The 18791-nt window shown below is 71.1% G+C and carries 14 protein-coding genes; 13 read left to right on the top strand and 1 reads right to left on the bottom strand.

What is annotated here, in order from left to right; genetic code table 11:
- From OIE13_RS17785 to OIE13_RS17725, 13 genes are all read left to right on the top strand, one after another.
- Complete coding sequence (locus tag OIE13_RS17785; RefSeq protein ID WP_326828431.1) at window positions 1–1596, top strand: UDP-N-acetylmuramoyl-tripeptide--D-alanyl-D-alanine ligase; 1596 nt, start codon at window positions 1–3, stop codon at window positions 1594–1596.
- Window positions 1593–2651 carry a phospho-N-acetylmuramoyl-pentapeptide-transferase gene (mraY, locus tag OIE13_RS17780; protein WP_326828430.1) on the top strand — a complete coding sequence of 353 codons (1059 nt, stop codon included), beginning with the start codon at window positions 1593–1595 and terminating at the stop codon, window positions 2649–2651. The genes OIE13_RS17785 and mraY overlap by 4 nt, the downstream gene beginning before the upstream one ends.
- Entirely contained in the window at window positions 2633–4069 is a 1437-nt protein-coding gene (murD, locus tag OIE13_RS17775; RefSeq protein ID WP_326638330.1) for a UDP-N-acetylmuramoyl-L-alanine--D-glutamate ligase, read from the top strand. Before mraY ends, murD begins: the two co-directional genes overlap by 19 nt.
- Window positions 4066–5346: a putative lipid II flippase FtsW gene (gene ftsW, locus OIE13_RS17770; protein ID WP_326638332.1), complete on the top strand. Its 1281-nt coding sequence runs from the start codon at window positions 4066–4068 to the stop codon at window positions 5344–5346. Before murD ends, ftsW begins: the two co-directional genes overlap by 4 nt.
- A 14-nt stretch (window positions 5347–5360) precedes the next feature.
- A complete protein-coding gene (gene murG / locus OIE13_RS17765) occupies window positions 5361–6449 on the top strand; it encodes an undecaprenyldiphospho-muramoylpentapeptide beta-N-acetylglucosaminyltransferase (RefSeq protein WP_326638334.1) in 1089 nt (362 codons plus the stop codon).
- A gap of 116 nt (window positions 6450–6565) precedes the next feature.
- The gene (gene murC, locus OIE13_RS17760) at window positions 6566–7972 is read left to right on the top strand and encodes a UDP-N-acetylmuramate--L-alanine ligase (RefSeq protein ID WP_326638336.1); all 1407 of its coding nucleotides are present in this window, start codon (window positions 6566–6568) and stop codon (window positions 7970–7972) included.
- 49 nt (window positions 7973–8021) lie between these two features.
- On the top strand, window positions 8022–8681 hold the full coding sequence (locus OIE13_RS17755; protein WP_326830299.1) for a cell division protein FtsQ/DivIB: 660 nt from the start codon (window positions 8022–8024) through the stop codon (window positions 8679–8681).
- A 225-nt stretch (window positions 8682–8906) separates the two neighbouring features.
- Complete coding sequence (gene ftsZ / locus OIE13_RS17750) at window positions 8907–10268, top strand: cell division protein FtsZ (RefSeq protein ID WP_326638340.1); 1362 nt, start codon at window positions 8907–8909, stop codon at window positions 10266–10268.
- A 197-nt stretch (window positions 10269–10465) separates the two neighbouring features.
- The gene (locus OIE13_RS17745; protein WP_326638342.1) at window positions 10466–11170 is read left to right on the top strand and encodes a YggS family pyridoxal phosphate-dependent enzyme; all 705 of its coding nucleotides are present in this window, start codon (window positions 10466–10468) and stop codon (window positions 11168–11170) included.
- Between the two features lie 118 nt (window positions 11171–11288).
- Window positions 11289–11792, top strand: a complete 504-nt coding sequence (locus tag OIE13_RS17740; RefSeq protein ID WP_326638344.1) for a cell division protein SepF — start codon at window positions 11289–11291, stop codon at window positions 11790–11792.
- Between the two features lie 82 nt (window positions 11793–11874).
- Entirely contained in the window at window positions 11875–12162 is a 288-nt protein-coding gene (locus OIE13_RS17735) for a YggT family protein (RefSeq protein ID WP_030909817.1), read from the top strand.
- A 49-nt stretch (window positions 12163–12211) separates the two neighbouring features.
- Window positions 12212–13069, top strand: a complete 858-nt coding sequence (locus OIE13_RS17730; protein WP_326638347.1) for a DivIVA domain-containing protein — start codon at window positions 12212–12214, stop codon at window positions 13067–13069.
- 43 nt (window positions 13070–13112) lie between these two features.
- Window positions 13113–14942, top strand: coding sequence for a hypothetical protein (locus OIE13_RS17725; RefSeq protein WP_326828429.1), 1830 nt, complete (start codon window positions 13113–13115; stop codon window positions 14940–14942).
- A 267-nt stretch (window positions 14943–15209) separates the two neighbouring features.
- On the opposite strand, the gene ileS is transcribed toward OIE13_RS17725, so the two are convergent.
- Window positions 15210–18368 (bottom strand): isoleucine--tRNA ligase, encoded by a 3159-nt coding sequence (gene ileS / locus OIE13_RS17720; protein ID WP_326828428.1) that lies wholly within the window; start codon window positions 18366–18368, stop codon window positions 15210–15212.
- Between the last annotated feature and the right edge of the window lie 423 nt (window positions 18369–18791).

The following is an 18791-nucleotide window of genomic DNA, read 5'->3' as shown; positions in this document are numbered from 1 at the left end:
ATGATCCCGTTGCCGCTGGCCAGAATCGCCGAGATCACCTCGGGGGCCCTCGGGGGCATGGCCGACCCACGCGCGGTGGTGCGCGGCCCGGTCGTCATCGACTCCCGCGCCGTCGAACCGGGGTCGCTGTTCGTCGCGATCAAGGGTGAACGGGTCGACGGGCACGACTTCGCCGCCCAGGCCGTCGAGGCAGGGGCGGTCGCCGTGCTGGCCGCCCGGGCCGTCGACGCCCCCGCCGTCATCGTCGGCGACACCGTGACGGCCCTGGCCGGCCTGGCCACCGCCGTCTGCGCCGAACTGCCGGCGACCACGGTCATCGGCATCACCGGCTCGGCGGGCAAGACCACCACCAAGGATCTGCTGGCCAGGCTCACCGCCAGGATCGGTCCGACGGTCGCCCCCGTCGGATCGTTCAACAACGAGATCGGTCACCCGCTGACCGTGCTGAAGGCCGACGAGGACACCCGCTACCTGGTGCTGGAGCTCAGCGCACGCGAGGTGGGGCACATCGCCCACCTGACCCGTATCGCCCCGCCGAGGATCGGCGTGGTCCTCAACGTCGGCACCGCCCACCTGGGCGTCTTCGGCGGCAAGGAGGAGATCGCCAGGGCCAAGGGCGAGCTGGTCGAGGCGCTGCCCGCCGACGGCGTCGCCGTGCTCAACGTCGACGACCCGCTGGTGGCCGCCATGGCCGGCCGCACCCGCGCCCGCGTCACCTGGTACGGCCGGGCCTCCGGCGCCGACATACGGGCCGAGAACGTGACCGTCGACGGCCGGGGGCGAGCCTCCTTCACGCTGCGCACCCCGTCCGGCGCCGCCCCGGTCGGCCTCCGCCTGTACGGCGAGCACGCGGTGGAGAACGCGCTGGCGGCCGCCGCGGCCGCCTACGAGCTCGGCCTGCCGGTCGCCACCATCGCCGAGGAGCTGTCGGAGGCCGAACCCCGTAGCCGCTGGCGGATGGAGGTCACCGACCGCGAGGACGGGGTGACCGTGATCAACGACGCCTACAACGCCAACCCCGACTCCATGCGCGCCGCCTTCGGCGCCCTGGACGCGCTCGCGGGGGATCGCCGACGCTTCGCGATCATCGCCGCCCTGCGCGAGCTGGGCGAGGAGGGTCCCGCGCTCAACGAGGAGCTGGGCCGGCTGGCCGGGGGCGCGGGTCTTGTGGGCCTGTTCGTCGTCGGCCCCGACGCCGCCCCGGTCCTGGCCGGGGCGGAGGCCGCCGTACGGGGGGCCGACGCCCCCGCCGCGTCTACCGGACCGACCTCGCATGGAGAGGCCTCGCACGCGGGGATCTCGCCCATAGGGGCCTCGCCCATAGGGGCCTCGCGCGATGCGGGAGGCCCGCCGGGCGCGGGAGAGCCGCCGGGCACCGGTTCGGCGGCCCGCCTCTCGCCCGTCGTCGCCTTCGGTGACGCCCCGGCGGCGGGGCCCCGGGGCGTCACCCGGGTCTCGCACGCCGCCGACGCGGCACAGGCGGGCGCGGAGCTGTCGGCGCTCCTGGCCCCCGGCGACGTCGTGCTCATCAAGGGACCGCGCGCCGCGGGCCTCGAACGCGTGGCCGCGGCGCTGCTCGGGGGTGATCGCCGATGAGGGAGATCCTCGTCGCGGCGGCGGTCAGCCTGCTGCTGTCCATGCTGGGCACGCCGCTGGCGATCCGGCTGTTCTCCCGGCGAGGCTACGGGCAGAGCATCAGGGAAGAGGGCCCCTCGGGCCACCACGACAAGCGCGGCACCCCCACCATGGGCGGCACCGTGATCGTGATCGCCGCGCTGGTCGGCTTCGCCTGCGCCCACCTCTACAGCTTCACGCCACCCACGGTCTCCGCGGTCCTCGTGCTTTTCCTGATGACGGGCCTGGGCGCGGTCGGCTTCCTCGACGACTTCATCAAGATCTACAAGCAGCGCAGCCTCGGTCTGCGCAGCGGTGCCAAGGCGCTGGGCCAGCTCATCGTCGGCGCGGTCTTCGCGATCCTGGTGACCCGCTTCCCCAATGCCTACCTGATCACCCCGGCCGAGACGCGCCTGTCGTTCCTGAGGGACTTCGGCCCCTCCATCGGGCTCGTCGGGTTCGTCATCTGGGTGCTGATCATGATCGTGGGCTTCTCCAACGCGGTGAACCTCACCGACGGCCTCGACGGCCTGGCCAGCGGCGCCACCGGCGTGGTGCTGGCCTCGTACGTGCTGATCGGCAACTGGCAGCTGCGCAACAGCTGCACCACCCAGCTCGGACCCAACTGCTACTGGGTCCGCGACCCGCTGGACCTGGCCGTGGTCGCCGCGGCGGTGCTCGGCGCGCTGGTCGGCTTCCTGTGGTGGAACGCCCCACCCGCGAAGATCTTCATGGGCGACACCGGCTCGCTGGCCCTGGGCGGCGTGCTCGCCGGACTGGCCATCACCACCAGGACCCAGCTGCTGCTGATCATCCTCGCCGGGATGTGCGTGCTCATCACCATGTCGGTGATCATCCAGGTCGGCTCCTTCAAGATGACCGGTAAACGGGTCTTCAGGATGGCCCCGCTCCAGCACCACTTCGAGCTGAAGGGCTGGGCCGAGACGACCATCGTGGTCCGCTTCTGGTTGATCGCCGCCCTGTGCGCGGCCGCCGGGCTGGGGATCTTCTACGTGGAATGGATGCCCAGGCTGTGAGTGGGAAAGGCCATGTGATCTGCGTCGCGGGGCTGGGGGTCTCGGGCACGGCCGTGGCTCGCACGATGGCCGCGAGGGGCGAGAAGGTGATCGTCCTGGAGGGCAGGGACGGCGAGCGGGCCAGGGCGATCGCGGGCGAGCTCGCCGAGCTCGGCGTCGAGGTCCGCTTCGGTGAGCCCGCCGAGCCCCCGGCGGGCACCTCGTTGATCGTCACCACCGGCTGGCCACCGCACCACCCGCTGCTCGCCGCCGCCGCGGCGGCGGGGATCGAGGTGATCGGCGAGGTCGAGCTGGCCTGGCGGCTCCGCACCGAGGGCGCCGCTCCCTGGCTGGCGCTGACCGGCACCAACGGCAAGACCACCGTGGTCCGGATGCTCACCTCGATGCTGCTGGCCGCCGGGCACCGGGCGCTCGCCGTCGGCAACGTCGGCACCCCGGTGGTGGAGGCGGTCGCCGGAGCCGGCGACGTGCTGGCGGTGGAGCTGTCCAGCTTCCAGCTGCACCGCTCGCCCAGCATCGCCCCGTACGTGGCCGCGGTGCTCAACGTGGCGCCGGACCACCTCGACTGGCATGGCTCCATGGAGGAGTACGCCCGGGTCAAGGGGGAGATCTTCGCCAGGGCCGGGATCGTCGTGTACAACGCCGACGACGAGTGGGCGACCCGTCTCGCCGCGCCGTACGAGAGCGCGGCCGGGCGCGGTGCGGCGGTACGGAGCGTGGGCTTCACCCTCGGCGTGCCCGCACCGGGCCAGCTCGGCGTGGTCGAGGACCTGCTGGTGGACCGGGCGTTCGTGGCCGATCCCGCGAGCAACGCCGAGGAACTCGCCTCGTTCGGCGACGTCCGCCCGTTCGCGCCGCACAACGTGGCCAACGCGCTCGCCGCCGCGGCCCTGGCCAGAGCCTACGGGGTGAGCGCCGCCGCGGTGCGTGCGGGCCTGCTGGACTTCGTGCCCGACCCGCACAGGATCGCGCACGTGGCCAGGATCGCCGAGGTCGACTACGTGGACGATTCCAAGGCCACCAACCCGCATGCCGCCGCCGCCTCGCTGGCCGCCTACCCGTCGATCGTCTGGGTGGCCGGTGGGCAGCTCAAGGGTGCGGACGTCGGCGCGCTGGTACGTCGCGCCGCGCCCCGTCTGCGCGGCGCGGTGCTCCTGGGCGCCGATCGTGAACGAATTCGCGAGGCTCTGGCGCGACACGCCGGGAATGTTCCGGTGGTGGAGGTGGCCGGGCAAGACACTGGGGTCATGGACCGTGTCGTCACCGAAGCCGCCAGGCTCGCCACCCCCGGAGACACCGTGCTGCTGGCCCCGGCCGGAGCCTCCCTGGACATGTTCGCCGGTTACCCCGCCCGAGGGGAGGCGTTCGCCCGAGCCGTGCACCGTCTCGCCGCAGGGCAAGACGGGAGACGGGCGTGAGCGCGACGGCGCAGGAGAGCGCGCCCCGGGGTCAGGACGGCTTCCGCGAGCACCTGCTCGCCTTCCGCGAGCTGCTCAACCGGCCGTTGACCTCGTACTACCTGATCCTGGGGTGCAGCGCCCTGCTGCTCGTCCTCGGCCTGATGATGGTGCTTTCCGCATCCAGCATCGAGGCGTTGCAGGAGATGGGCGATCCCTTCTACTGGTTCTTCAAGCAGTCGATCTCGGCCGCGCTCGGTCTCCCGCTGATGTGGGTCTGCGCGCAGCTGCCACCCCGGTTCTTCAGGCTCGCCGGATACCCGCTGATGGCGCTGTCGATCCTCGGGCTGGTGCTGGTGCTGTTCGTCGGCACCTCACAGCTCGGCGCCCAGCGGTGGATCGACCTCGGCCCCATCTACCTGCAGCCGTCCGAACCCGCCAAGCTCGGGCTGGTCCTCTGGGGTGCCGACCTGCTGGCCCGCAAGGCGCGCAACGGCCTGATCGAGTGGCGCAACCTGTTCATCCCGCTGATGCCGGGCACCGCCATCCTGGCCGTCATGGTCATGCTGGGAAGCGACCTCGGCACCACGCTGGTGCTGCTGATGATCTTCCTGTCGCTGCTGTGGGTGGTGGGGGCGCCGCTGCGACTGTTCGGCGGGATCCTCGCGGTGGTGGTGCTCGCGACCGTCGTCATGATCAGCACCGAGGGTTACCGCTCGGACCGGATCACGGGCTGGCTCGACCCGTGGGGCAACGCCCAGGGAACGGGCTTCCAGGCCGTGCAGGGGCAGATCGCGATGGGCAGCGGCGGCTGGTTCGGGGTGGGGCTGGGGTCCAGCAGGCAGAAGTGGAGCTGGATCCCGCACGCGGAGAGCGACTTCATCTTCTCCATCCTCGGTGAGGAGCTCGGCCTGATGGGCACGCTCGTCGTGGTGGCCCTGTTCGGACTGCTGGGCTACGCGGGGCTGCGGGTGGCCACCCGGGTCAAGGACCCGTTCGTCCGGCTCGCCTCCGCCGCCGCGGTCGCCTGGATCGCCGGCCAGGCGATCGTCAACATCGGCGCCGTCATCGGGGTGCTGCCCATCACCGGGATCCCGTTGCCGCTGGTCTCCTACGGTGGGTCGGCCCTGCTGCCCACCCTCGCCACCCTCGGCATGCTCCTGTCGTTCGCCAAGCACGAGCCCGGCGCCCGCGAGGCTCTCGCGGCCCATGGCCCCGGACCGGTGGCGCGGGGCCTAAGCTGGCTTGGCCTGGGTGGTCCGGCCAGGAAACGACGGCCGGGCCGTGGAAGACGATAAGCGAAAGGACCGACATGAGGGTGGTCCTCGCCGGCGGCGGGACGGCCGGTCATATCGAACCGGCGCTGGCTCTGGCAGACGCGCTGCGCCAACTCGACCCCAACATCGGGATCACATGCCTCGGCACCGAGAGAGGTCTGGAGACCAGGCTGGTTCCGGCCAGAGGGTATGAACTGCAGCTGGTGCCCGCGGTGCCGCTGCCCCGGACACTGACGCCCCAACTGCTGAGCGTGCCGGGCCGCCTGGCGGGTGCCATCAGCACGGCCGCCGCCATCATGGACCGCGTGCAGGCCGACGTCCTGGTCGGCTTCGGCGGCTACGTGGCGACCCCCGCCTACCTGGCGGCGCGGCGCCGCGGCGTGCCGATCGTGGTCCACGAGGCCAACCCGCGCCCCGGCCTGGCCAACCGGCTGGGCGCGCGCCTCACCGACCACGTGTTCACCGGCCACCCGGACACGCCGCTGAACAACGCCGAGTACATCGGCATCCCCCTCCGCCGTGAGATCGTCAACCTCGACCGGCTCTCCATGGGCGACAAGGCCCGGTCCTGGTTCGGCCTGGAGGCCGATCTGCCCACGCTGCTGGTCACCGGCGGCTCCCAGGGGGCCCGCTCGCTCAACCAGGCGGCTCTGGCCGCCGCCCCCGCGCTGCGCCGGGCCGGGGTGCAGGTGCTGCACGTCATCGGCCTGAAGAACACGCTGGAGGAGGAGCCCCCGCCCGGCGACCCGCAGTACGTCGTGCTGCCGTACGTCGACCGGATGGACCTGGCCTATGCCGCCGCCGACTTCGCCCTGTGCCGCAGCGGTGCGATGACCTGCGCCGAGCTGACGGCGGTGGGCCTGCCGGCCGCGTACATCCCGCTGCCGCACGGCAACGGTGAGCAGCGGCTCAACGCCATGCCGATCGTGCGGGGCGGCGGCGGCCTGATGATCGACGACGCGGAGCTGTCACCGGGGTGGATCATTCAGAGTGTGCTGCCCATCCTGTCCGATCCCGAACGCGTGGTCACCATGTCGGAGGCGGCATCCAGGATGGGCAGGAAGGACGCCGACGTGGCGCTGGCGCGCAGGGTGCTGCAGGTCGCGGCGCGGGGGAGAGGCTGAATGGGCGCGGAGCGGATCCGACACGGTGAGCGCGGGGCCGCCCGTGCTCGCCTCCGGCGAGAGGGCCGGGCGGGACGAGGCCGCCCACGCGGCGAACGAGGAGAGGTGAGCGGCCGATGAGCCTGGTCAAGCTGGTCGATCCGGTTGCGGCCGGAGATCTGGGACGGGTCCATTTCATCGGGATCGGCGGTTCTGGAATGTCCGGAATCGCGCGCATTCTGCTCAAGCGGGGTGTGCAGGTCTCCGGCAGCGACGCGCGAGGTTCGGAGATGGCGACCGAGCTGCGGGAGCTGGGGGCCAGGGTCCATATCGGCCACGCCGCCTCGCACATCAAGCACGTCGACACCGTGGTGGTCTCCACCGCGATCCGCGACTCCAACCCCGAGCTGGGCGAGGCACTCCGCCAGGGCCTGCGGGTCATCCCCAGGGCCGCCGCGCTCGCCTCCGTCATGGCGGGCAGGACCGGCGTCGCGCTGGCCGGCACCCACGGCAAGACCACCACGACCTCGATGCTCACCGTGGCGCTGCAGAAGTGCGGCGCCGACCCCTCGTACTGTGTGGGCGGACAGCTGGTGACGACGGGGCTGGGCGCCGACGAGGGCTCGGGCGGGGTGTTCGTCGCCGAGGCCGACGAGAGCGACGGCTCCTTCCTCATGCTGGCCCCCGACATCGCCGTGGTGACCAACGTCGAGCCGGACCATCTGGACAACTACGGTGATCCGCGCGCGGTTCACGATAGCTTCGCCCGGTTCGTGGAGCGCGTCACCAGCACCATGGTCGTCTGCGCCGACGATCCCGGCTCCGCCGCGCTGATCCCGATAGCCCGCGCCCGCGGCCTGAAGGTGATCACATACGGCGAGGCGGAGGACGCCGACCTGCGGGTGGGCGAGATCTCTCCCGAGGGGCTGGGCATCACCTTCACGGTCTACGGGCACGGGGAGGTCAGGCTCGCGGTCCCGGGCCGCCACAACGCGCTCAACGCGGCCTCCGCCATCGCCGTGGCGAGGGAGCTGGGTGTCACCTTTGGTGAGATCCGTGACGGCCTGGCGGCCTTCACCGGCGCCAAGCGCCGTTTCGAGGCCAAAGGCGAGGCGGGCGGGGTGGCGGTCTTCGACAGCTACGCCCACCACCCGACCGAGCTGGCCGCCGACCTGCGCGCGGCGCGGGACGTGGTGGCGTCCTTCTCGGGAGACGGCAGGGTCATCGCGGTCTTCCAGCCGCACCTGTACTCACGCACCAGGTTCTTCGCCGACGATTTCGGCGTCGCGCTCGGGCTGGCCGACGAGGCCATCGTCCTGGACGTCTACGGCGCCCGCGAGGATCCCGAGCCTGGCGTGTCGGGGGCGCTGGTGGCGGGCAAGGTGCCGCTGCCCGCGGAGCGGGTGGCCTACGCCCCCCAGAGGGAGAGCGTTCCCGCCCTGGTCGCGAGCCGGGCCAGGCCCGGCGACATCGTCCTGACCATGGGCGCGGGCGATGTGACCGAGCTGGGGCCCAGGATCGTGGCGGAGCTGGCCGCGAGGTGACCCATGCCAGCGGGCGCGGGTCGCCGGAGGGGGAGTGGCATTGAACGGCGTGTGGCGGTCGGCCTTCCTGGCCCTGCTCACCGCGGGAGTGGTGGGCATCGCCGCGTGGCTGGTGTTCTTCTCCCCGGTGCTCGGGGTGCGGGAGATCCAGGTGGTGGGCAACGCGGCCCTGTCCACCGAGCAGATCCGGCGGGCGGCGCAGGTGGCCGGTGGCAGGCCCCTCGCCACGGTCGACCTGGCCGAGGTCGAGGAGCGAATAGGCCGGATCACGCAGATCGAGTCGGTGACGGTCAGCCGCGCCTGGCCTGGGACCCTGTGGGTGAAGGTCGTGGAGCGCAGGCCGGTGGCGGTGGTGCCGGTCGGTGGCAGGTCCGCGCTGATGGACCGGCACGGGATGGTCACCGAGGTCAAGGATATCGCGCCCCCGGCGCTGCCCGTGCTGCGGGTGGACCGGCCGGGGCCGGGGGACCCGGCGACCGCGGCGGCGCTCACGGTCATCGCCGCGCTGCCGGAGAATCTGGCCCGCCGGGTCGCGGAGGTGCTCGCACCGTCGGCGGAGACGGTCTCGTTGCGGCTGAAGGACGGCCGCGCGATCGTGTGGGGTGGCGGTGACCGGCCCGCGGACAAGGCACGGATCCTTGTTACGCTGCTCAAGCGTCCGGCCGACACCTATGACGTCAGTTCGCCTGACGTCGTGACGGTTAAGTGATCTCATCGGATGGCGGGCGTTCCCGGAAAAGGACGGCCCGCGACACGCTGGACGTGCTTGCGGCGCGGTTAGTTGACCCGCCAGGAGCGTAACTCCTACTGTCCGTATCACTCCTCAGGTTGACATAAAGCTAAATCTCAACTTGAGGGTGAGGGTTTTGGAAACGACGGCACGGGCCCCGTGCCGCATGAAATTGCAAGTCAACGAGCGGAAAGGCCCCTCGTCGTGGCAGCACCGCAGAACTACCTCGCGGTCATCAAGGTTGTAGGAATCGGCGGAGGCGGAGTCAACGCCGTCAACCGGATGATCGAGGAGGGACTCAAGGGCGTCGAGTTCATCGCCATCAATACCGACGCCCAGGCGCTGCTGATGAGTGACGCCGACGTCAAGCTCGACGTCGGGCGCGAGCTCACTCGCGGCCTCGGCGCGGGAGCCAACCCCGAAGTCGGGCGCAAGGCGGCCGAGGACCACCGTGAGGAGATCGAAGAGGTCCTCAAGGGCGCCGACATGGTTTTCGTCACGGCCGGTGAGGGCGGTGGCACGGGCACCGGAGGTGCCCCGGTGGTGGCCAACATCGCCCGCACCCTGGGCGCGCTGACCATCGGCGTCGTGACCCGGCCCTTCAGCTTCGAGGGGCGGCGCAGGGCGATGCAGGCGGACGCGGGCATCGAGACCCTCCGAGAGGAGGTCGACACCCTCATCGTGATCCCGAACGACCGGCTGCTGTCGATCTCCGACCGGCAGGTGAGCGTGCTGGACGCCTTCAAGGCGGCGGACCAGGTGCTGCTCTCCGGTGTCCAGGGCATCACCGACCTGATCACCACGCCCGGCCTGATCAACCTCGACTTCGCCGATGTGAAGTCGGTCATGTCCGGTGCCGGCTCGGCCCTGATGGGCATCGGCCACGCGCGCGGCGACGACCGTTCGGTCGCGGCGGCCGAGATGGCCGTGTCCAGCCCGCTGCTGGAGGCCAGCATCGACGGCGCGCACGGCGTGCTGCTGTCGATCGCCGGCGGCTCCGACCTCGGCCTGTTCGAGATCAATGAGGCGGCCCAGCTCGTCTCCACCGCCGCGGCACCGGACGCCAACATCATCTTCGGTACGGTCATCGACGACGCCCTCGGCGACGAGGTGCGCGTCACCGTGATCGCGGCAGGGTTCGACGAGCCCGCTCCCGAGCCCAAGCAACTCCCGCAGCCGGCGGCCCGCACGCAGCCCGCCTCGCGTCCCGCCCCGCCACCGCCCTCGGCGGCCCCCCCGGTCCGCCCGCTGGCGCCCACGGTCAAGGCGGAGCCCCGTCCGGAGCCCAGGGTGGAGCACGCGCCGCCCCCACCGGTGCGCTCGGTCGTCACCCCGCCGCCCGCGCCGGTGGAGCCGACGCCTCCGCCCCAGCAGATCCACCCGGTCCACCCGGTGGAGCACTTCGAGCCGCACTCCCCTCCGCTGTCGATCCCGCGTCCGGCTCCCGAGCCCTCGCAGCCGACGCCGATCTCCGCGAGGGTCACCGACCCCGCCCGGCGCCGACCGGTGATCTTCGAGGAGCAGGAAGAGGAGTTGGACGTCCCCGACTTCCTGAAGGAGCGGTGATCTTCGAGGAGCAGGAAGAGGAGTTGGACGTCCCCGACTTCCTGAAGGAGCGGTGATCTTCGAGGAGCAGGAAGAGGAGTTGGACGTCCCCGACTTCCTGAAGTGATATCGCTCACGGTGGGGGTGGGCGAAGAGCCTCCCGACCGTGCCGGGAAGAATGGGCTCCGCCGGTTTGCCACTGTCCGAGCGGCGGAGATGTGACGGAAACAACACGACGAGATGAGATAGCGGCCGGACTGGCCCGGGTCGAGGCGGAGATCGCCGAAGCCTGCCGGGCCGCCGGCCGCGGTCGCGAGGAGCTGACGCTCGTCGCGGTGAGCAAGACCTACCCCGCCTCCGACGTGCGACTGCTGGCCGGGCTCGGGATCGCCGACGTCGGGGAGAATCGCGACCAGGAGGCTTCGGTCAAGGCGCGAGAGTGCGCCGACCTCGGCCTCCGCTGGCACTTCGTCGGCCAGTTGCAGACCAACAAGGTCCGCTCGGTGGTCGGCTACACGGACGTCGTCCACTCGGTCGACCGCCCGCGCCTGGTCACCGCCCTCAGCCGGGAGGCACTCGGGGTGGGACGCCGGATCACCTGCCTGGTGCAGGTCGCGCTCGGCGGTGACCCGGCCAGGGGCGGCGTGCCTCCAAAGGAGGCCGAGGCGCTGGCGGACGCCGTGGCCGGGGCGCCGGGGCTGGAGTTGGGCGGGGTGATGGCGGTCGCGCCGCTGGGGGAGGAGCCGGGCAGGGCGTTCGCGAGGCTGAGGGAGATCGCGCGGTCCGTCCAGGAGGCCCACCCGGGCGCCGACGTCATCTCGGCGGGGATGAGCGGGGATATGTCCCAGGCCATTGCCAACGGTGCGACACACCTGCGTGTTGGTACGGCGTTGCTCGGTCGCAGGAAGCCCTTCGTCAGGTAATGTCCATTCAAGTGGACCTTGGCGTCCGCGTACCCGGACAGCGGTCGAACGGTGGTGAGCTCAGGGCGGTCGGGCTGTCCCTCGGGCACATCGAGGTAAGACGGAGGAAGAAGTAGCGATGGCCGGCGCGATGCGCAAGATGGCGGTCTACCTCGGTCTTGTCGAGGACGACCGCTACGAGAGATACGACAGCTACCCCGACGACGAGTACGAGGAGTTCGACGACCCTCGCAGGGAGGGCGACGAGCGTCCTGGCACGGTCCACGACCTCTCGGACGACACCGATCCCGGCGTACCCGCTCCGAGGCCCGCGACGGCTGTCCTGGAGCGCCGCACGACCGATCTGGCGCGCATCACCACCCTCCATCCCCGCACGTACAACGAGGCGCGGACCATCGGTGAGCACTTCCGTGACGGCACTCCTGTCATCATGAATCTGACCGAGATGGTTGACAGTGACGCAAAGCGGCTCGTTGATTTCGCGGCAGGTCTCGTCTTTGGCCTACATGGCAGCATTGAACGTGTTACCAACAAGGTGTTCTTGTTGTCCCCAGCCAATGTCGAGGTGACCGCCGAGGACAAGGCTCGAATCGCGGAACGCGGATTCTTCAACCAGAGCTAGAGTTCCACTATGAACAGTGACCGGCCCGACGGGTCCCGATGGGACGAAGGACGGCAGAGCGGAGTGGAGGCGAGGACGGACCGTGGGGATCGTTAGCGGGATCTTGGTCTTCGTCCTGTCCATCTATCTCGTTCTGCTGATCGGCAGAATGATCTTTGAGACGGTGCAGGCGTTCGCACGTCAGTGGCGCCCCACAGGCATCGTCCTGGTGCTGGCGGAAGCCGTATACACGGTGACCGATCCACCTCTCAAGTTCCTCCGCCGTTTCATTCCACCACTCCGGTTGGGTACGGTGGCCTTTGACCTAAGCTTCACAGTGCTGTTCATTGTGGTCTTGGTCTTGATCCAACTCGTGTCCGCGCTTCGTTGATCGGGTACCGTCCCCCCGGACAGACTCCAAGCGCGCCAAGGAGACCGAAATGCCGCTGACTCCCGCCGATGTGCGGAACAAGCAATTCAGTACGACCCGCCTTCGGCCGGGTTACGACGAGGAAGAGGTAGATGCCTTCCTCGATGAGGTCGAGTCCGAGTTGGACCGTCTCATTCAGGAGAACGAGGAGCTCCGCGCCAAACTGGCGGAGTGCCTGCGGGGCAAGGTCCCCGGCGGGATGGGCATGGCCATGGCGCCCGCCCCCATTGCCGAGCCCAAGCCCGAGATGATGATGCAGCAGCCGGAGCCGATGCGCGCTCCCGAGCCGGTGCAGCATCAGCAGCCCGTTCCCGTCGGAATGGGAATGCCGCCGGCCGAGGACAACATGGACACCGCGGCACGCGTGCTCGCCCTCGCGCAGCAGACCGCGGACCAGGCCATCGCCGACGCCCGCCGGGAGGCGGACGAGACGGTGACCCGGGCGCGCCGCGAGGCCGACGACATCCTCGGCAAGGCGCGTCGCCAGGCCGAGCAGGTCATCGGTGACGCTCGTGCCCGAGCCGAGACGCTGGAGCGCGACGCGCAGGAGCGGCACCGCCAGGCCATGGGCTCGCTGGTGCAGACCCGTGACGAGCTCGAACGTAAGGTCGAGGAGCTCCGTAGTTTTGAGCGCGAGTACCGTAGCCGCCTGAAGCTGTATCTGGAGAACCAGCTGGCCGAGCTCAACGTGGCTGCCGAGAGCAGCGGCGGGTTCCCGATCGTGAGCGGGCCTCCGGCCATGTCCCACGCGGTGACCCCGGGTGGTCAGCCGACGCTCCAGAGTGCGCCCAACCCGTTCGGCGGCGACCCGTCGCAGCACTCGGGCGCCTTCCAGGGCGTTGACGGTCCGCACAACGACCGCCGCTAAGGTGTCGGGTCACCCCCTTTGACCCGCATCCGGGAGTCTTTCTGTGATCCTTATCAGCGCCGGTTTGGTACTCACGGCCATCGTCCTGCTCATCGTGGGATTCGTGTTGGCCAAACCGTTTCTGGTCATGTGGTCGATCGCGGTCAGCGTGCTGTCCGCCGTCTTCCTGGTGATCGGGGCGTTGTTGCGGCGCCACGAGCTGTTCCCCGGTGCTCCCGCCGGGGCCGCTCCGCCCCTTCCCCCGAAGGGACCGATGCCGGCCGGGTCCGTCCCCGCGCCGCACGGCATGCCGAACCAGCCTTCCGCTCCACCGCACATGATGGCGCAGCACGGGATGCGGCAGCAGGTGCCCGCGGCCCCGACCCAGCCACGCCGCGGCCCGGTGGCCGGGCCGGCCACCGCCACCGCCGCGAGGCGGGGTGCCCTGGACGCCGAGGCGATCGTTCTGGTCGTCCCCGGCCGCAAGCGTTATCACATCGCGGGGTGCCGCCAGTTGGCCGGCAGGGATCATGAGGAACTCACCCACGAGGAGGCTCGTGAGGAGGGCTTCACGCCCTGCACCACCTGCCTGCCCGAACCCGCCGCCGGAACCCGGCCGTACCAGACCCCGCCAGGGGCGCGGGAGGCCGCCGAGCCCCTGAGCGCCTCCCGGGAGTCCGGGTCCTTCGACGGCGCCGGTGAGCCCGGCCCGCACGAGGCCACGGCCAGATTCACCGCCCCGTACCGGCCCGCGCGGCCCGCGGCCCCCTCCGGCGGGCAGCAGGCCCCCGGAACGCGGTCCGAATCCCAGCCCAGGCCGGACACTCCCGCCGCCAGGCGAGAGAGCACCGTGTCCCGGCAGGAGGCCGTGTCCCGCCACGAACCCCCGCGTTCCCCGCAGGAGCCCGTCACCCCGGCCCGGCCCTACATCCAGTCTCCCGAGCCGCAGGCACGGCCCCAGGAGCCCGTGAGCCCTCCGCTCCGCGCCGCGGAGCCGCCGACCCCCTCGGTGCCGATCCGGCTGCCGAAGATCCCCGAGATCCCGCACGCCGAGTCCGAGGCCACCAGCTGGTTCAGCCGTGACGTGGTCGTCCAGGCGTCCAAGCCCAAGCCGGAGACCCCGGTGGCTCCGGCCAGGCCCGAGCCCGAGGCGGCGGAGCCCGCCAAGCCCGGACCGGCCGTGGGCGGCGCCTCCGCGAGCCGGGGAGGGGCGCCTGAGAGCGCCAAGCCGGAAACCGGCGAGGCCGAGCGCACCGGCCCCGGGGCCGTCGAGCCCGAGAACGCCGCGTCCGAGAACGCCGCGTCCGAGAACGCCGCGTCCGAGAACGCCGCGTCCGAGAACGCCCCGTCCGGGGCCGCCAAGGCCGGGGCGCAGGCGAAGGCCGAAGCCGGGCCCTCGGCGCCCGGGACCCGCCCAGGGGCCGAGACCGCCGGGCGAGACTCCGCCCCGTCGGAGCCGTCCCCCTCGGGCAAGTCCGGAGCTGCCGACTCAGGCTCCGCGGAGCCTGAGAGGTCCGAGGAGCCGGGCCCCCGAGAGGCATCGGATTCCGGGCGCCGGTCCACCGCCGATGGCACGACACCTGATCCGGTGGAGCCGGCCGAGACCGTACCCGGGCGCGCCGGGCAGGTAGCGGCCGACTCCACCTCGGCGGAGTCCGCAGCCGACCCCTCTCCCGAGAACCGTGATGCCGGCGACCCCGGGGCCGAGAAGCAAAAGGCGGGCGATGGGACTGTCATGGTCATCATCGGCACCCGTCGCTTTCATGACCCCGCCTGCCCTCTGATCAAGGGTGCGGGCGACGGCGGCACCGAGGTCATCTCCCTGGTCGAGGCCGAGGGAGCCGGCCTGATCAACTGCTCGATCTGCCTGAACGACCACCGGGACCAGAGCTGACACCTGGCGTGACCACCGCCCGCCTCGCTCACCGTTCACCACGAGGAGTCGGGTGTGTCACGGTGCCCGCGGACCGCCGTCCGCGGGCCGGGTCCGCCGCTCCCGTGCGGTGACGGTCCTCTCCGGGCCGCGACGGACACCGAGCACCACCTGAGGCGCCGGGTTGGCCCGGTGTGAACCGGGACTGCCGGGCTCTCTGGGAGCCCGGCAGTCCCGTGACGCCGGAACGCTCCGCCGTCAGGCCGTCCCGTGACGCCGGAACCGCCGTCAGGCCGTGGCCGTCGCGCGACGGAGCTGGAAGGTCAGGCCCAGTTCGGCGTCGCTGTGAGCGGGAAGGCCGTCGGTGCCGCCCTCGGTGAGGGAGACGGCGAGGACCTCGTCGGCCACCGCCCGGCCCTGGGTCCGCAGGGCCTCGGCCAGGTCGGCGTCATCGGTGGACCACCACACGTCGATCCGGTCGGAGATCGACAGGCCGGTGGACTTGCGGGTGTCCTGGAGCAGGCGGACGACGTCGCGGATCAGGCCCGAGCGGCGCAGCTCGTCGGTGATGGTCAGGTCGAGGGCGACGGTCTCGCCGGAGGCGGCCTCCACCGCCCAGCCGGACCTGGGCTGCTCGGTGACGATCACGTCGTCGGCGCCGATCTCCACCGCCCCCAGCTCGCCCGCGTCGACCAAGACCGCCGGGCCGGTACGGAGCGCGCGGGCGAGCTCCGCGGGGTCGGCGGCGGTGACGGCCGCGGCGACCAGCTTGGTCTGCGAGCCGAACCGCTTGCCCAGTGCCCGGAAGTTGGGCTTGACCGTGAAGGACACCAGGTCCGCCCCGATCCCGGACAGGTCCTCCAGCCCCTTGACGTTGAGCTCGTCGGCGATCAGCTCACGCAGCTCGGGGGGGAGCGCGGCCCAGCCGGGGGCGCCGACCAGGGCGCGACCGAGCGGCTGGCGGGTCTTCACCCCGCTGGAGGCGCGGGCCGAGCGGCCCAGCTCCACCAGACGGCGGACCAGGGCCATCCGCTCCGACAGCTTCTCGTCCAGCAGCTCGTCGTCGACCTCGGGCCAGGTGGCCAGGTGGACCGAGGTGGGGGCGTCGGCGTCGCGCAGCACGTCCCAGACGTAGTCGGTGGTGAACGGCACCACCGGCGCCATCAGCCGGGTGACGGTCTCCAGGCACTCGTAGAGCGTGGCGAACGCCGCGGTGTCACCGGCCCAGAACCGGCGGCGGGAGCGTCGCACGTACCAGTTGGACAGGTCGTCGAGGAACTCCGCGAGGCGCCGCCCGACGCGGGCGGTGTCGAAGACGTCCATCGAGGCGGTGACCTCGGCCACGGTCCGGTGCAGCTCGGCGAGGGCCCAGCGGTCGATCAACGGGCGCTGGGCGTACGCGGGAGCCTCGGCGAGCCGGGACGGAGACCAGGACTCGGCGCCTGCGTACAGGGTGAAGAAGGAGGTGGTGTTCCAGTAGGTGAGCAGGACCTTGCGGACGATCTCCTCAAGGGCGCCGTGCCCGACTCTGCGGGCCGCCCACGGCGAGCCGGAACAGGCCATGTACCAGCGCAGCGCGTCCGCGCCGTGCTGGTCCATCAGCGGCATCGGCTGGAGCACGTTGCCCAGGTGCTTGCTCATCTTGCGGCCGTCCTCGGCCAGGATCAGGCCGAGACAGAGCACGTTCTCGTACGAGGACCTGTCGAAGACGAGCGTGCCGACCGCCATCAGCGAGTAGAACCAGCCGCGGGTCTGGTCGGTGGCCTCGCAGATGAACTGCGCCGGGTAGGCCTTCTCGAGCATCTCCTCGTTGTGGTGCGGCGCCCCCCACTGGGCGAACGGCATCGAGCCCGAGTCGTACCAGGCGTCGATCACGTCGGGAACCCGCCTGGCCTCGGCCCCGCAGGTGGGGCAGGACAGTGTGACGTCGTCCACGTAGGGGCGGTGCGGGTCGAGCGCGGAGACGTCCTGGCCGGACAGCCGGCTCAGCTCCTCCAGCGAGCCGACGCAGGTGACGTGCGACTCGTCGGCGGTGCAGATCCACAGCGGCAGCGGGGTGCCCCAGTAGCGCGAGCGCGACAGTGACCAGTCGACGTTGTTGCGCAGCCACTCGCCGAAGCGGCCCCACTTGATCGTCTCGGGGTACCAGTTGGTCTTCTCGTTCTCGGCGAGGAGCCGGTCCTTGATCGCGGTGGTGCGGATGTACCAGGCGGGCAGGGCGTAGTAGAGCAGCGCGGTGTGGCAGCGCCAGCAGTGCGGGTAGCTGTGCTCGAAGTGGCCGCCCCGGTAGAGCAGGCCGCGCGTCCGCAGGTCGGCCGTGAGCCCCTCGTCGGCGTCCTTGAAGAACTGGCCGCCGACCTGGGGCACGCTGCCGAGGAACCGGCCGTCGGGTCCGATCGGGTTGACCACGGGCAGCCCGTACCGCTTGCAGGTCGTCATGTCGTCGGCGCCGAAGGCGGGCGCCTGGTGGACCAGGCCGGTGCCGTCCTCGGTGGTGACGTAGTAGCCGAGCACCACGTAGTGCGCGCCGGGGATGTCGACCAGGTCGAAGGGGCGCGAGTAGGTGGTGTGCTCCAGCTCGGCGCCCTGGAAGGAGGCCAGGATCTCGGCGCCCTCGCCCAGCGCGGAGACGACCAGCGGCTCGGCCACCACCAGGACCTCGTCGGATCCCGCGGGACGCGCCGCGACGTAGGTCACGTCGGGATGCACGGCCACGGCGGTGTTGGAGACCAGCGTCCAGGGCGTGGTGGTCCAGATCAGCAGCGAGGCGCCGAGGTCGGCCAGCGGCCCTGAGGTGGCGGGCATGCGGACGTGGACCGACGGGCTGGTGACGGTCTCGTAGCCGCCCGGCTGGCCCAGCTCGTGATCGGACAGGCCGGTGCCGCAGCGGGGACAGTAGGGGGTGATGCGGAAGTCGCGGGAGAGTAGATCCTTGTCAAAGATGACCTTGAGCGACCACCAGACGGACTCCACGTAGGCCGGGTCCATCGTGCGGTAGGCCTGGGACAGGTCGATCCAGTACCCCATCCGCTCGGTCATCTCCTCGAAGGCGTCCACGTGCCGCAGCACGGACTCGCGGCACCTGGCGTTGAACTCGGCGACGCCGTACGCCTCGATGTCCTTCTTGCCGGAGAGCCCGAGGGTTTTCTCGACGGCGACCTCGACGGGCAGTCCGTGACAGTCCCAGCCCGCCTTGCGGGGCACGCTGTAGCCCCGCATCGACTTGTAGCGGGGGAAGACGTCCTTGAAGACACGGGCCTCGACGTGGTGGACGCCGGGCATGCCGTTGGCGGTGGGCGGGCCCTCGTAGAAGACCCAGGTGGGGCCGTCGGCGTTCTGCTCGACCGAGCGCTCGAAGATCTTGCCGTCCCGCCAGCGGCCGAGCACCTCGTGCTCAAGCGCGGGAAGGTCGACCTGCGCAGGAAGAGGGCGGAAATAGGCGGACATGATGGGCTGGACCTCCACGCTGGAACCGGCTGCGGCGTGGAGGGACGAGGCCGCCTGGGCCCCGCGGTACCACCCTCCTTGGCCTTCGCATGCGAGAAGGCCCTCTTCCTTTGGTCTGCTGCCGGGTCTACTTGGCCGTCACGGCCGTTCTTCCGGCGGCTCCGGGGTGATCTTCCCTCCGCGCCTCGCCCCGGGCTCGCACCGTCCCCGGGTCGCTCGTGCGAGGGGGTGCAGAGGTGGCTGTCCCCATCAACGCCGTGCAGGCTCAAACGATAACGCACCCGCCTGCCGGAAGCTTCCCCATATCAGAAGCGGCTGGGCGGAATCAGGGGGAAGTGACCGGATGTTACTGGATTGGCAAACAGTGCGGCGGGTCGTTTGTCGTTCTGTTACGAGAGACCTAGGCTGCCCGCACCGTTTACC

It is taken from the genome of Streptosporangium sp. NBC_01810, from assembly GCF_035917355.1.
Classification (GTDB): Bacteria; Actinomycetota; Actinomycetes; order Streptosporangiales; family Streptosporangiaceae; genus Streptosporangium.
Note: the sequence above shows the minus strand (reverse complement) of the source record. Positions and strands in the feature narration are given on the sequence as shown.

Coding starts and splice junctions, on each gene's coding strand:
- ileS (WP_326828428.1), bottom strand. CDS start 18,368: ATGTCCGCCTATTTCCGCCCTCTTCCTGCGCAGGTCGACCTTCCCGCG.
- murC (WP_326638336.1), top strand. CDS start 6,566: ATGAGCCTGGTCAAGCTGGTCGATCCGGTTGCGGCCGGAGATCTGGGA.
- OIE13_RS17740 (WP_326638344.1), top strand. CDS start 11,289: ATGGCCGGCGCGATGCGCAAGATGGCGGTCTACCTCGGTCTTGTCGAG.
- OIE13_RS17785 (WP_326828431.1), top strand. CDS start 1: ATGATCCCGTTGCCGCTGGCCAGAATCGCCGAGATCACCTCGGGGGCC.
- murD (WP_326638330.1), top strand. CDS start 2,633: ATGGATGCCCAGGCTGTGAGTGGGAAAGGCCATGTGATCTGCGTCGCG.
- mraY (WP_326828430.1), top strand. CDS start 1,593: ATGAGGGAGATCCTCGTCGCGGCGGCGGTCAGCCTGCTGCTGTCCATG.
- murG (WP_326638334.1), top strand. CDS start 5,361: ATGAGGGTGGTCCTCGCCGGCGGCGGGACGGCCGGTCATATCGAACCG.
- OIE13_RS17730 (WP_326638347.1), top strand. CDS start 12,212: ATGCCGCTGACTCCCGCCGATGTGCGGAACAAGCAATTCAGTACGACC.